At 73.2% G+C, this 13,241-nt stretch carries 10 protein-coding genes; 5 read left to right on the top strand and 5 right to left on the bottom strand.

The window, feature by feature from the left end:
* The first annotated feature begins 41 nt into the window (after positions 1-41).
* Positions 42-1,124: a DNA polymerase III subunit beta family protein gene (locus FHX75_RS24270; protein ID WP_154942749.1), complete on the top strand. Its 1,083-nt coding sequence runs from the start codon at positions 42-44 to the stop codon at positions 1,122-1,124.
* A 140-nt stretch (positions 1,125-1,264) separates the two neighbouring features.
* Positions 1,265-2,551 (top strand): serine--tRNA ligase, encoded by a 1,287-nt coding sequence (gene serS, locus FHX75_RS24265; protein ID WP_154942617.1) that lies wholly within the window; start codon positions 1,265-1,267, stop codon positions 2,549-2,551.
* On the opposite strand, the gene FHX75_RS24260 is transcribed toward serS, so the two are convergent.
* The 4 genes from FHX75_RS24260 to FHX75_RS24245 are packed head-to-tail and all read right to left on the bottom strand — an operon-like array spanning position 2,535 to position 7,243.
* Positions 2,535-3,476: a cytochrome c biogenesis CcdA family protein gene (locus tag FHX75_RS24260; RefSeq protein WP_154942616.1), complete on the bottom strand. Its 942-nt coding sequence runs from the start codon at positions 3,474-3,476 to the stop codon at positions 2,535-2,537. The two genes, serS and FHX75_RS24260, sit on opposite strands and share 17 nt — an antisense overlap.
* The gene (locus FHX75_RS24255) at positions 3,476-4,099 is read right to left on the bottom strand and encodes a TlpA family protein disulfide reductase (RefSeq protein ID WP_154942615.1); all 624 of its coding nucleotides are present in this window, start codon (positions 4,097-4,099) and stop codon (positions 3,476-3,478) included. Before FHX75_RS24255 ends, FHX75_RS24260 begins: the two co-directional genes overlap by 1 nt.
* A 25-nt stretch (positions 4,100-4,124) precedes the next feature.
* A complete protein-coding gene (locus tag FHX75_RS24250; protein WP_154942614.1) occupies positions 4,125-5,591 on the bottom strand; it encodes an NADH-quinone oxidoreductase subunit NuoF family protein in 1,467 nt (488 codons plus the stop codon).
* Positions 5,588-7,243: a hypothetical protein gene (locus tag FHX75_RS24245; protein WP_170285445.1), complete on the bottom strand. Its 1,656-nt coding sequence runs from the start codon at positions 7,241-7,243 to the stop codon at positions 5,588-5,590. The genes FHX75_RS24250 and FHX75_RS24245 overlap by 4 nt, the downstream gene beginning before the upstream one ends.
* A gap of 321 nt (positions 7,244-7,564) precedes the next feature.
* On the opposite strand from FHX75_RS24245, the gene FHX75_RS24240 reads away from it, so the two are divergent.
* The 3 genes from FHX75_RS24240 (at position 7,565) to FHX75_RS24230 (ending at position 11,140) form a co-directional block, all read left to right on the top strand.
* The gene (locus tag FHX75_RS24240; protein WP_154942612.1) at positions 7,565-9,010 is read left to right on the top strand and encodes an alpha-amylase; all 1,446 of its coding nucleotides are present in this window, start codon (positions 7,565-7,567) and stop codon (positions 9,008-9,010) included.
* A gap of 81 nt (positions 9,011-9,091) precedes the next feature.
* Complete coding sequence (locus FHX75_RS24235) at positions 9,092-10,015, top strand: L,D-transpeptidase (protein WP_154942611.1); 924 nt, start codon at positions 9,092-9,094, stop codon at positions 10,013-10,015.
* A 273-nt stretch (positions 10,016-10,288) separates the two neighbouring features.
* Positions 10,289-11,140: an alpha/beta hydrolase gene (locus FHX75_RS24230; RefSeq protein ID WP_154942610.1), complete on the top strand. Its 852-nt coding sequence runs from the start codon at positions 10,289-10,291 to the stop codon at positions 11,138-11,140.
* 1 nt (position 11,141) lies between these two features.
* Here the strand turns inward: FHX75_RS24230 and FHX75_RS24225 are convergent, their stop codons facing one another.
* A complete protein-coding gene (locus FHX75_RS24225) occupies positions 11,142-13,241 on the bottom strand; it encodes a DEAD/DEAH box helicase (RefSeq protein WP_154942609.1) in 2,100 nt (699 codons plus the stop codon).

The following is a 13,241-nucleotide window of genomic DNA, read 5'->3' as shown; positions in this document are numbered from 1 at the left end:
GACCTGGTTGAGGCGACAGGATCACCGTCGTGGAGAGCGAGCTGCGCAGCATCGGCGAGTTGGCCCGGGCCAGCGGCCTGACGGTCAGCGCCCTGCGGTTCTACGACCGCTGCGGGGTGCTGGCCCCGGCGCGGGTGGACCCGGTGACCGGCTACCGGTGGTACACCGACGAGCAGGTGGCCCCGGCCCGGCTGGTCGCCGGCCTGCGCCGGGTCGGCATGCCGGTGGCGGGCATCGCCGAGGCGCTGCGTCACCGGGCCGAGCCGGCGGTGGTCGGGCGGCTGCTCGACGCGCACCTGCGCCGGCTGGAGGACGGCCTCGCCGACGCCCGCAGGGAACTCTCCCGGATCCGCGTCCTGCTCGATCCCGAGGAGACCCCGATGACCACCCGTATCGCGCTGTCCCGCGTCGACCTGGCCGCCGCCGTCGACGCCGTCCGCTTCGCCGTCGGCGCCGACCCGGAGCTGCCGGTGCTCTCCGGCGTGCTGCTCGACGTGGAGCCCGACGGCGTACGGCTGGTCGCCACCGACCGGCACCGCCTGGCGCTGGCGCGTACCCCGGGACGGGTGGACGGCCCCGCGGTGCGCGCCCTGCTCCCGGTCGACGCGGTGGACGAGGTCCGCGCCCTGCTGGACACCGGCGCCGGGGTGACCCCCGAGGCGCACCTGACCCTGGCCGGCTCCGACGTGACGGTCTCCGTGGCGGGCCGCTCGGTCACCGCGACCGCCCTGCCGTACGACTTCCCCGACTACCGCCGGCTGCTGCACCGGGCAGCCGGCGACGCGCCCGCCCGGCGGATCCCGGTGGACGTGCCCGCCCTGCGCGCGGCGCTGCGCGAGGGCGGCGCGCCCACCGTCACCCGCGACCACGACGGCGTGCCGCTGGCGGTGACCGTGCTCGGCCTCGACGAGTCCGACGGGCTGCGCCTGCTCGGCCCGGACGACCTCACCACGGACCCCGGGGAGCTGCGGGTCGGCGTGAACGGCGACTACCTGCTCGACGCGCTGGACGCCGCGGGCGGCCCGCAGCTCGTGCTGGAACTGGACGGCCCGATCGCCCCGCTGGCCATCCGCCGACTCGACGACGAGGACGCCTTCTCGATCCTGATGCCGATCCGACTCTGATGCCGATCCGACTCTGACCGAACTCCGGCCGCACCACCCGTCGGGGCGGCGGCTCGTCGGGCGGCACCGGGGGCGGGAAGGCGCGACGGTAGCATCTGGGGGTCTCACCTGACATCCCGGACGGAGGCGTACGGAGCAGCATGCTCGACATGGAGTTGATCCGGAAGGATCGCGAGGCGGTGGCGACCGCGCTGGCGAAGCGACTGGATCCCGCCGAGGTCAACCGGGTCCTGGACGAGATCCAGCGGCTCGACCAGGAACGCCGCGCCCTGATCAGCGAGATCGACGCCGAGCGGCAGCGCCGCAAGGCGGACGCGCGGGCGTACGCGGCGGCGAAGCGTGCCGGCGCCGAGCCGGAGGTCTCCGCGCCGGAGTCCGGGCGCAAGCAGCTCGCGGAGCTGGAGTCCGAGCTGGACGAGGTGCAGGCCCGGCTGCGCGGCACGATGAGCGAGCTGCCCAACCTGCCCGCCGACGACGTGCTGCCCGGCGGCAAGGAAGCCAACCGGGTGGTGAAGACCTTCGGCGTGCCGCCGGCCATCGAGAAGGTCCGCGACCACATCGAGCTGAGCCGGATGCTGGGCCTGGTCGACCACGAGCGCGGGGTCAAGCTCGGCGGTTCCGGCTTCTGGATGTACACCGGCATCGGCGCCCGGCTGGAGTGGGCGCTGATCAGCTGGTTCATCGACGAGCACGTCAAGGCCGGCTACGAGTTCCTGCTCCCGCCGCACCTGCTGCTGGACACCGCCGGCTTCGCCGCCGGCCAGTTCCCCAAGTTCTACGACGACGTCTACCACCTGGACCGGGAGTCGGCCCCGCGCGGGCAGTTCCTGCTGCCCACCTCGGAGACGGCGATCCTCGGGGCGTACCAGGACGAGATCCTGGACACCGGGAAGCTGCCGTTGAAGGCGTTCGCCTACACCCCGTGCTACCGGCGCGAGGCCGCCGGCTCGCACTCCGACGAGCGCGGCACCGTGCGGGGCCACCAGTTCAACAAGGTGGAGATCTTCCAGTTCTGCCTGCCGGAGCAGGCCGACACGGCGCTGGAGGAGATGCTCACCCACGCCGAGAGCCTGGTCGAGAAGCTGGGCCTGCACTACCAGCGCAGCCTGCTCTCGGCCGGCGACGCCAGCGCGGCGATGAAGAAGACCCTCGACATCGAGGTCTGGATGCCGAGCACCGGCAAGTACAAGGAGGTGTCGTCGGTCTCCTGGGCCGGCGACTACCAGGCCCGCCGGGCGGCCATCCGCTACCGCGAGCCGGGCGGCAAGCAGACCCGCTTCGTGCACACCCTCAACGGGTCGGCGCTGGCCACCAGCCGGCTCTTCCCGGCCATCCTGGAGCAGTTCCAGCAGCCCGACGGCTCGGTGCTGCTGCCCGAGGTGCTCCGCGACCGGCTCGGCACCGACCGGCTCACGCCGGGCCGCTGACCGCCTGAGCGTCGGCGGGGATCGGGTATCCCGGTCCCCGCCGTCCGTCTTCCGCGACCGGCGCGGCGGCCGGCACCGCCGACGCCACCTCCGGGCGGGCGCGGCGGCGGGACAGCACCGCCGCCGCCAGCAGGCCCACCAGCAGCGCCGCGAGCATCGCCGGGCCGACCGCGTCCAGCGCGGTGACCAGCGCCCGCTGCACCCGCGCCGCGCCCACCACCACCGGGTCGCCGAACGCGTCGCGCCGGCCCTGCGCCAGCCGGACCTCGTACCAGCCGTACCAGGCGACGTAGCTCCCGGCGAGGAGCAGCACCAGCCCGCTGAGCCGGGGCACCCAGGCGCCGGCGGCGCGCAGCCGGGCCACCACCGCGCCGCGCAGCAGCGCCACGCCGAGCGCGGCCACCGTGGCCACCAGCCCCATCCCGACCGCGTACGCGACGAAGAGCGCCAGCCCGTGCAGCGTGGAGCCGGCCTGGAGGCTGGTCACCACGATCGCCAGGAACGGGGCGATGGTGCAGGTCAGCGAGGCCAACGCGTACGCCATCCCGAACAGCGCCATGGACGCCCAGGAGCGGGTGAGTCGGGGCGCCCGGCCGACGCCCGCGCCCGGGGCGGGCAGCCGGCGGCCGGCGAGCAGCCAGCAGCCGAGGACCAGCAGCCCCAGCCCGAGGGTCACCGTGAGCCAGGGCAGCCGGGGGCGCAGCCAGCCGGCCAGCGGCGCCACGGCCAGCCCGAAGGCGCCGAACACCACGACGTACCCGCAGGTCAGGCCGGTGGCGGCGGTGAGCGCGCGGCGGACCGGGCCGCGCCCGTCGCCCGCGCCGGCGACCAGCAGCGACAGGTACGCCGGCAGCATCGCGAAGCCGCACGGGTTGACCGCCCCGAGCATGCCGGCGGTCAGTGCGAGCAGCAGCGGGGTCTCCATCAGCCGGCCAGCGCGGCGACCCGGCGGGTCAGGTCCTCACCGTCCAGGAAGCCCTGGTGCACGACCTTCCCGTCCCGGTCGATCACCAGGAAGGTGCTCTGCTCGACCACCTCGAAGCGGCGCCACAGCGCCCCGGCCCGGTCGTCGAGCTGCGGCGTGCCGGCCAGGTCGAACTCGCTGACGAAGTCCTTCATGGCCCGCTGCTCGCCCAGGCCGGCCACCCCGACGATCGGCACGGTGTCCCGGTACTTCGGGGCGATCTCGGCCACCGTCCACGCCTGGCTGGCACAGGTGGCGCACCACGGCGCCCAGAACCAGAGCACCACCGGCCGGCCAGCCAGCTCGGCCGCCGAGAACGCCGTACCGTCGAGAGTCTTCGCGGTGAAGCGCAGCGTGTCCGGCACCCGGGCCGGGGCCGACGGGCTCGCCGCGCCGGAGCCGGCGGGCAGCGGCGACGCGGTGGCCGCCGGCACCGCGACCTCGGCGGGCGGCCCGGCCGGGTCCGGGCCGACCGCGCAGCCGCCGACGGCGAGCACCGCGCCGACCAGCACGACGCCGACGGCGGCGCGCCGGCCCGCGGCGGGCGGTCGTCCACCCGGCCCGCTCCTGGGGTACGACCGCATGGCGCGTCTCCTCTCGGTGGTGCTGCTATTCGGCCTTGGCGAGGCGCAGCGCGAGCTCGGGGCAGACCTTGACCGCCTTCAGCGCACCCTCCCGGAGCCAGGTCGGCACGGGGGTGGACGGGAAGGCGGGATATCCGTTGGCGTCGAGCCGGATGAAGTCGGGCACGACGTGCGCGCAGAGCCCGTGCCCGTCGCAGCGGGACCAGTCGAGGGTGAGCTTCTGCGGGTTGGCGTCGGGCGCGCCGGGCAGCCCCATCACGCCCTTGACCCGCCGGCCGCAGCCGTCCCCGGTGGTGTGCAGGCGCAGATCCTCGGCGAAGACCTCCATCGCCGAGAGCGCGAACCGGGCCGTACCGTCGGGGTGGCTGCACGCGCCGCGGCCCTTGACGTCGCCGGCGGCGGCCCGGACGACCTCCACCGGCGCGCTGCCGGAGACCGCCAGGTCGACGGCGCGGGCCAGGTCGGGCAGCCCCATCTTGCACGGTCCGCACTGGCCGGCGGACTCGCCGGCGAGGTAGCGGACCACCTGCGCGGCCTCGCCGAGCGGGCAGGTGTCGGTGCCCAGCGGCAGGATGATGCCGGCGCCGAGGGCGCCGCCGACCTTGGTGAGCCCCTTGCGGGACACCTCCGCCCGGTCCGCGGCCTCCTGGGTGATCCACTTGCCGTGGAAGCCGCCCATCAGGATGCCCTGCGAGTCCGGCACCTCGCACAGGTCGAGGATCTCCCGCAGCGGGGTGCCGGCGGCGCACTCCACCACGGCCGGGCGCTTCGCCGCGCCGGTCACGGTGAGCAGCACCGTGCCCGGCTCGTCGTCGGTGCCGAGCGCCGCGTACTCGTACGGGCCGAGCCGGGCGGCGACCGCGAGCTGCGCATACGTCTCGGCGTTGGAGAGCAGGGTGGGCAGGTTGTTCACCCCGGAGTCGCTGGAGCGCTTCTTGGTGCCGGGCGGGATGTGCGGCAGCCCGTTGATCCCGTTGACCAGCGCGCCGCCCTCGCCGGAGATGAATCGGTGCGGCACGGTGACGATGCTGGTCGGCACCGGCATCCGGCGCTCCTGGAGGGCCTGGGTGATCGAGTCCCGACCCACCCCGTCATCGGCCACCCCGATCACGATCTCCTCGGCGTCCAGCGCGTACGCGGCCAGCGCGGCCCCGTCGAGGATCAGGTGCGGCGCCCGGGTGAGCAGGACCTTGTCCTTCCAGCTCGCCGGCTCACCCTCGCTGGCGTTGACCACCACCACGGCGGGCAGGTCCTGCCGCTCGCAGGACTCCAGCACCGCCGTGAGCTTGCGGGCGAACGGGAAGCCCGCGCCGCCCTTGCCCTTGAGCTGCATGCTCTCGGCCAGCCGGAGCAGGTTCGCCGGCTCCATCGGGCCGATCGGGCCGTGCACCTCCTCGTGGGCGACCAGGTCGAGCCGGCCGAACTCGGCGAACCCGGCGGTGAGCCGGGGCTCGCCGACGCACGCCACCGGCGGCACCTTGGTCCGCATCACTTCGCCTCACCCCGCAGCCCGGCCCAGTACGCCCCGTCCACCGCGTCCGCGTCGGCCCGCCGGCGGCGCCGGCGGCTCTCGCCGGTGGCCTTCAGGGCGCGCCGGGAGGCCAGGTCGACCAGGGTGGGGGTGTCGTCGACGGGCACCTCGTCCGCGACGTACCGGGCCGGCGGCCGCCAGTAGTCCGGCTCCTCCGGCACCTCGTCGTCCACGCTGTGCCGGCCGGCGCCGCTGCGCGGCATGGCGGAGATGGGCTCGGCCGACACCGGCAGCGAGTTCTCCCAGCGGCGCGGGCTGTCCCACGGCTCCTCGGGCTCCTCGCGGCGCCGGGGCGGAGCGGAGTAGCTCGCGGCCAGGTCCTCGTCGTCGCGGCGGGCCCGCCGGCCGGTGGAGACCGGCGCGACGTCCTCGGTGTCGAGCCGGGCCCGCCGCCCGGTGGAGACCGGGGCGACGTCCTCGTCCCGCCGGGCCCGCCGGCCGCCGGAGACCGGCGCGACGTCCTCGTCGTAGCGGGCGCGGCGACCGCCCGAGACCGGGGCGGTCTCCTCGTCGTACCGGGCACGGCGGCCCCCGGAGACCGGGGCCACGTCCTCGTCGCGGCGGCGCGGGCGGTCGGCGTCCCGGCGGCGCTCGACGGGCTCGGCGTCCCGGCGGCGGGCGGCCGGCTCCAGGTCACGCTCCCGGCGCGGGGTCGGCACGTCCTCGACGTCGCGGCGGGACCGGCCGCCCCGGACGGGCTCGCGCAGCGTGCCGGGCTCGGGCACCACCGGCACGGTGAACCGCTCGGGGTCGCGGCGCCGGGCGGTGCCGGTGGGCGCGGTCCACGAGGCGGCGACGGTGGTCTCGGCCCAGCCGCCCCGGACGTCCTTCTCCTCGGCCTCGGCCTTGCGGCGGCCGAGCCCGGCGAGCAGCGTCCGGCCCTTGCCCTCGTCGGTCGCCCTGCCGGCCATCGCCTTGTTGATCGCGGCGGCCTGGTGCTGCTCCCGGCTGCGCTTGCCGAGGTGGACGGAGAGCCGCACCATCAGCGCCGCCACCACCAGCAGCACGCAGGCGAGGTAGCTCAGCGTCACCCAGGACGCCGCCGCGCGGCCGGCGTTGAGGCCGTGCAGCAGCGCGAACGGCCAGGCGACGTACGCCATGGAGTGCAGCGCGCGCCAGAACCACTTCGGACCGACGCCGGCGAAGCGGACCCGGATGATGCCGGTCCAGAGCACGCTCACCATCAGGAACGCGGCGACCGTGCCGAGCCCGACGTAGAGGCCCCGCCCGCCCACGAACGGCACCACGGCGTCGGTCGGCCCGGCCCGGCCGATGGCGACCTTGGTGATGACGTGGAAGACCAGCCCGGCCACGCCGAGCACGCCGGTGGCCCGGTGCGCGGACTGCAGCAGCACCCGGTGCGGGATCTTCAGCACCAGCCGGTCCGTGGCGAGCAGCCCCATCATCACGGTGAGGCTCAGCGCGACCAGGGCGACCACCCCGGCGAAGAACTCGGTGAAGAAGAAGCCGTACGAGTACATCGACCCGCCGGCGCCGCTGAGCTCCACACCGGCCCACATCAGGGCGAGCGCGGATCCGATCAGCAGTGCCATCGCGGGTTTCGACGTGGTCCGGACACCACGGCTGCTGGTGGTGGTCCGGACGGTCGTCACCTTCTGGTTCTGCTTTGCCCGGCCCATCTGCTCCTCGATCGCGACTCACGGCGGCACCACCACCGGCCGACCTGCTCCGTCATCCAGTACGGACGTCCGGCCCGTACGGATCAGTGCGGGTGGCGAATTTCTCGGGCGATCCGTCGAACCGTCCCGGCCCGGGGCGCGTGTAGCGCCCAGCGCAACGACGCATGTCCATCCATTGACAGTTGTTGCAACACGCTTGTAACCTTTCCGAAAATTTTCAGCCTGACTGCAAGAAGCCGTCAGGCGAACCCCCTCCCCCGCGTCGCCACCACCCCCGACCCCCAGGGAGTTCCGATGCATCGACGTCGATGCCGCTCGGCGATCCTCGCCCTCGGCGTGCTCGCCAGCCTGCTCGTCCCCACCACCGTGGCGGCTCCCCCGGCCGCCGCGGCGCCCTCCGGCGCCAGGAACGTCATCGTCCAGCTCTTCGAGTGGAACTGGCCGTCGGTGGCCAGCGAGTGCACCAACGTGCTGGGCCCCAAGGGCTACGGCTACGTCCAGGTCTCACCGCCCCAGGAACACGTCCGCGGCAACCAGTGGTGGCTGGCGTACCAGCCGGTCAGCTACCGGATCGAGTCGCGCAAGGGCACCCGGGCGCAGTTCCAGTCGATGGTGAACACCTGCCACGCCGCGGGCGTGAAGGTCATCGTCGACGCGGTGATCAACCACATGTCCGGCCAGGACACCCCCGGCACCGGCTGGGCCGGCTCGTCCTACAGCCACTACGACTACCCGGGCATCTACCAGACGCAGGACTTCCACCACTGCGGCCGCAACGGCGGCGACGACATCGCCAACTACAACGACCGGTACGAGGTGCAGAACTGCGAGCTGGTCAACCTCTCCGACCTGAAGACCGAGTCCGACTACGTCCGGTCGAAGATCGCGGCGTACCTGAACGACCTGCTCGCCCTCGGGGTGGACGGCTTCCGGCTGGACGCCAGCAAGCACATGCCGGCCGCCGACATCGCCGCCATCAAGGGCAAGCTGTCCCGCTCGGCGTACCTCGTGCAGGAGGTCATCTACGGCGCCGGCGAGCCGATCGGCCCGGGTGAGTACACCGGCAACGGCGACGTGCACGAGTTCCGGTACGGCAAGGACCTGGCCCGGATGTTCAACAACGAGCGGCTGGCGTACCTGCGCAACTTCGGCGAGGCGTGGGGCTACCTGCCCAGCGGCTCGGCCGAGGTGTTCGTCGACAACCACGACACCCAGCGCGACGGCAACGTGCTGACCTACCGCGACGGCGCCGCCTACGCCCTGGCCAACGCGTTCATGCTGGCCTGGCCGTACGGGGCACCGACCGTGATGTCCAGCTACACCTTCAGCTCCCGCGACCAGGGACCGCCCTCGGACGCCAACAACAAGACCTTGAACACCACCTGCTACTCCGGCTGGCAGTGCGAGCACCGCTGGCGGGTCGTCGCCAACATGGTCGGCTTCCACAACGCCACCCAGGGCGCCGCGGTCGCCAACTGGTACGACAACGGCTACCAGCACATCGCCTTCAGTCGCGCCGGCAAGGGCTACCTGACCATCAACGACGAGGGCTCGGCGATCACCGGCCGGTCCTACTACGCCGGGCTGCCCGCCGGCCGGTACTGCGACGTGATCCACGGTGACTACGCCAACGGCTCCTGCTCCGGGCCGGTGATCACGGTGGACGCCAACGGCTGGTTCGCGGCGAACATCCCGGCCCACGACGCGGTCGCCATCCACGTCGGCGCCAGGCTGTCCTGACCCGTTCCGGCGAGGGCTCCCGTCCGGCGCAGTTCCGCCGGGCGGGAGCCCTGCCGTTTTTCTGTCCTTTAGAGTAGTTCTGTGTTCTTTGAGCGATTGACGTCCCGCTTCGGCATCGCCTGGCTGACCGCCGCGTTCGGCGTACCGGCGGTGCTCGCACTCGCGCTGCTGGTCAACTCGGCGCTGCGCCACGACCAGACGTCCGCGCCGCCGGCCCGGGTCGCACCGGCCGCCCCGACCGCCGAGCCGACCGCGGAGCCGACGGTCGAGCCGACCCCCGAGGAGTCGGTGCCGGCTGCGGCGCCCGCCCCGGCCGGTCTGCCGGTGGTCGACTACGACCCGGCGCCCGCCGGCTTCCCCTCCGACCCGCGCCCGCAGGACACCACCCCGCTGACCGAGGGGCTGTCGCCGACCCGGCGGATCGCCGCGTACGACGCCCCGGGCGGGCGCCCGCTGGCCCTGCTCGCCCCGACCATCAGCGGCGTGGAGGTGACGATGCCGGTGGTGGAGCACCGTACGGGCTGGACGGCGGTGCTGCTGCCGTCGGCGAACCGGCGGATCGCCTGGCTGCCGGCGGGCGGCTGGAGCACCGTCGCGCTGCGCGACCAGCTCGTGGTGGAGCGGCGGTCGCACCGGCTGACCTGGTACCGGGACGGCCGGGCCACCCGCTCCTGGCCGGTCAGCCTCGGGATGCCGGGGCAGTCCACCCCGCTCGGTCGGACCTTCGTCCTCGGCCGCACCCCGCCGCCCCAGGCGGTCTACGGCGGCGTCGACATCTTCGCCCTCGGCGCGATACCCGACGATCCGGAGGCGGTGCCGACCGGCCTGCGGGGCGCGCACATCGGCCTGCACAGCTGGTACAACGACGACACGCTCGGCAAGAACGTCACCAACGGCTGCATCCGGGTGACCCGCAGCGCCCAGCGGCAGCTGCTCGCCGAGGTGCCCCCCGGGACACCGCTGGTGGTGGTCGAGCTACTCGCCACCCCGCCGCCCACCGCCTGAGGCCCTCCGAAACAGGCCCAGGTCATCCACCGAGCAGCCAGCGATGCGCAGGTCGAGTGAGTCGACGGCGGTCACCGGTCCGAAGCTCTTGCGGAGGCCGGCCAGCTCGACGGCCGGATGCGTACTGGTCATGACATCGATCCTGGGCCGCGCCGGGGCCGCGTCCCCGGCCCCGGCGTCACGACCCGACCATGACAAATGTCAGCCCCCGCCGGTTCCGGTGCCGTCCGGTGGGTATGCCGCCGGGTCCGCGCTCACCGGGGAGGTACGCCAATGGGCACCGCGCCGACCGGACGGGTCGACACGATCGTGCTGATCCACGGTCTGTGGATGACGTCACGCAGTTGGGAACACTGGGCGCGGCGCTACCGAGCCTTCGGCTTCCAGGTGCTCACCCCCGCCTGGCCGGGGATGGATGCGGAGGTGCAGGCGCTGCGCGACGATCCCGCCCCGATCGCCGGGCTGACCCTGGGGCAGATCGTCGACCATTACGCGGCGGTCGTCCGCGAGCTGCCGAACCCACCGCTGATCATGGGGCACTCCTTCGGCGCGCTGGTCGCCCAGGTGCTGCTCGACCGGGGGCTCGGCGCGGCCACGGTGGCCATCGCCCCGGCCGCGCCCAGGGGTGTGGTCCGGCTGCCGGTGAGCACCCTGCGGTCGGCGTACCCGGTGCTGCGCAGCCCCGGCAACCGGCACCGGGCCGTGCCGATCACGCCCGACCAGTTCCGGTACGCCTTCGGCAACACCCTCCCCCGGGAGGAGTCCGACCGGGCCTGGCAGCGGTACGCCGTGCCGGCGGCCGGGCACGTGCTCTTCGAGGGCGCGTTCGCCAACCTCGACGCCCGCTCGGCGGCGACGGTGGACAACGGGCGCGACGACCGGGCGCCGCTGCTGCTGATCGCCGGCGGCGCGGACCACGTGTCGCCGCCGGCCCTGGTCAAGTCGAACGCCAACCTGTACCGCAAGTCCCGGGCGGTCACCGACTACCAGGAGTTCCCCGGGCGCTCGCACTTCACGGTGGGCGAGCCGGGCTGGGAGAAGGTGGCCGACCGCGCGCTGGACTGGGCGGTGGAGATGGCCACCACCCGTTCGCCGGCGATCGTCGGCGAGGCGCCCCGCTGGTGAGTCAGGTGCTGACGAACCGGGTCGGCTCGCTGAGCACCACCGCTGCCCGGTCCAGGCTCGCGAGGCGGGCGGCGAGGGTCGCGGCGGCCAGGCGCTCGGGCAGCGCGGCACTGAACTTGAGGCCGCCGAGAGCTTTCTCGTCGATCTCGGGCAGGCAGAGGCGATCATTGGCGTCGGCGGTGAGCTTCCGCCAAGCTTGGGGTGTCAGGTCCTCCCGCAGCCGGATGCTGCAGTCATCGAATCGCTCGACCGGATCAACCACCTCGCTGAGAGTGGCGGTGAGGGTCGCGTTGGCCCGGAAGCCCGCCCAGGTCCACCAGCGCAGGTCACCCTCCCCCTCGCGGACGATGAGTGTGCCGCCCGGATGCACGAGGTGCAGCTTCTCCGCTCGCTCCCGCGCAAGTCGCTCCACGGCCCGGCGGGTGAGCCTCACCGGAGGATCTGTTCCCAGCAGCACCTCACGGACCGCCCGAATCAGCTCGAAGCTGAGGTACGCCCAGCCTCCGCCCGACCAACGCGCTCGTCCGCCGCCATCGGCAGGCTCCACGAAACACCGCCGACGGCGCCAGTCGATGTAGGTGACCCGCCAGCTCCGGCCGCCCAACAGGAGCCGCCGCTCACCCCGGACTTTCTCGGTCAGCAGGCTGGGATCTACCCGACCCAGCTCATTGCGCCCGAGCAGCACCGTGAATTCCGGCGGGCCGGTGAACACCGCCGTCATCTCCATGAAGTGACGACGACCGAAGCGTTCCTCGGCAGCCGGTCCGATGAATAGCATCCCGCTGTCCTGGTCGAGATATCCGTGCTCGATGAGATGGCGAACGATCGGCCGGCCGCTCTCCTCGAAGGGATGCAGCCCGTTCCACGCCTGGGCCCACAGTTGATCACCGATCCGGTGCTCCTGAAGGCAGAGCGCGAGCACCTGCTGGGCCACGATGTGCCGGGGCTCAGGCGGGGCGGTCACCGGCTCGACCCAGCCCCGGGACCAGAGCAGGAGCAGCGCTGCCGCCTCGGCCAGCGCCTCCCCGTCGAGCGCCAGGAAGAGGCAGTTCCGGTTGCTCCCCGGCCGACGCCCGGTCCGCCCGAGCCGTTGCAGGAACGAGGCCACCGTGGCCGGCGCGTCGATCTGGATCACCCGGTCCAGGTCTCCGACGTCGATACCCAGTTCGAGTGTGCTGGTCGAGACGATCACGCAGTCCCGGGCCTCGCTGAAAGCCTGCTCGGCACGACGGCGTTCATCCGCGGACAGCGACGCGTGAGAGAGGAATGTAGTGACCCCCTTCTCCCGCAGCAGTTGACCGAGTTCCTCGACGGTCTGACGGGACTCACAGAAGACCAGGCGCTTTTCCCCCGCGTGCAACCCGGCGATCACCGTCGCGGCGTTGGCCAGCGAGCCGACGTAGTCCAGCTCGATGTCGCCCGGCGGTGGACGATCGGCCACCTCGACCGCGTCAGGGGCGACCACCTCGGCCGGCCTGCCGCCCGCTCCCGATCCCTGTAGCCAGGTCAGCAGCTCCCCAGGATTGCCGACGGTGGCGGAAAGCCCGATCCGTTGCAGGGGACGGCCCGCTACCCGGGTCAGCCGTTCCAGCACAGCCAGTAGATGCCAGCCCCGGTCGTCTCCGGCGAAGGCGTGCACTTCATCCACGACGACGGCATGCAGCCCCGCGAAGAAGAGTCGGTGGTCAACTTTCGTGCTGACCAGCATGGATTCCAATGACTCAGGAGTGGTGAGCAGGATGTCGGGTCGTTCGAAGAGCACGGCGCGGCGGCGAGAGGTGCTCACGTCGCCGTGCCAGACGGCTGCCCGGCGCCCGAGCCAGCCGGCGTACTGCTCGACGCGTGGCTGAAGATTGTTGAGCAACGCCTTCAATGGTGCGAGGTATAGGACGGAGGTGCCCGTCCACCGCTGTTCGCTCATGCGGCTCAGCAGCGGGAAGAGCGCCGCCTCCGTCTTGCCACCGGCGGTCGGCGCGAGGAGCAGGGTGTCCAGGCCGCCACGCACCGGTGTGATCGCCGCGTGCTGCATCGGGCGCAGGTCGCGCCAGCCCAGGGTGTTGACCAGATGGTGCACGACGACCGGGTCGAGGTCCGGCAGCAC

Source organism: Micromonospora palomenae (genome assembly GCF_007829925.1).
Classification (GTDB): domain Bacteria; phylum Actinomycetota; class Actinomycetes; order Mycobacteriales; family Micromonosporaceae; genus Micromonospora; species Micromonospora purpureochromogenes.
This window is presented reverse-complemented; position numbering and strand designations above follow the sequence as displayed.